Source organism: Blautia schinkii, from assembly GCF_013304825.1.
Classification (GTDB): Bacteria; Bacillota; Clostridia; order Lachnospirales; family Lachnospiraceae; genus Blautia_A; species Blautia_A schinkii_B.
On the sequence record NZ_JAAWUO010000056.1, the window covers coordinates 1 to 329 of the forward strand.

Annotated in this window: 1 rRNA gene; it reads left to right on the top strand. The window is 52.6% G+C overall.

From position 1 onward, the window contains the following. Positions 1–329, top strand: a 23S ribosomal RNA gene (locus HFM85_RS16045); the annotation flags it as partial.

Sequence of the window (329 nt, forward strand, 5' to 3'; positions counted from 1 at the left end):
ATATGGGAAGAAGCAGTACCGTAAGGAGCTGTGGACTGTATAGAAGAGAGAATGCCGGAATGAGTAGCGAGATAGAGGTGGGAATCCTCTAGGCCGAATATCCAAGGTTTCCAGGGTAAAGCTGATCTGCCCTGGGTGAGTCGGGACCTAAGGTGAGGGCGGGAGCCGTAGCCGATGGACAACAGGTTGATATTCCTGTACTGCAGTATAACAGAACTGTGGGGACACGTAAGGAGAGCGGGAGCCGGGAATGGAAAGTCCGGTACAAGCGAGGTACCAGTATGGTAGGAAAATCCGCCATGCAATGGGAAGACGTGATGTGGAGCGAA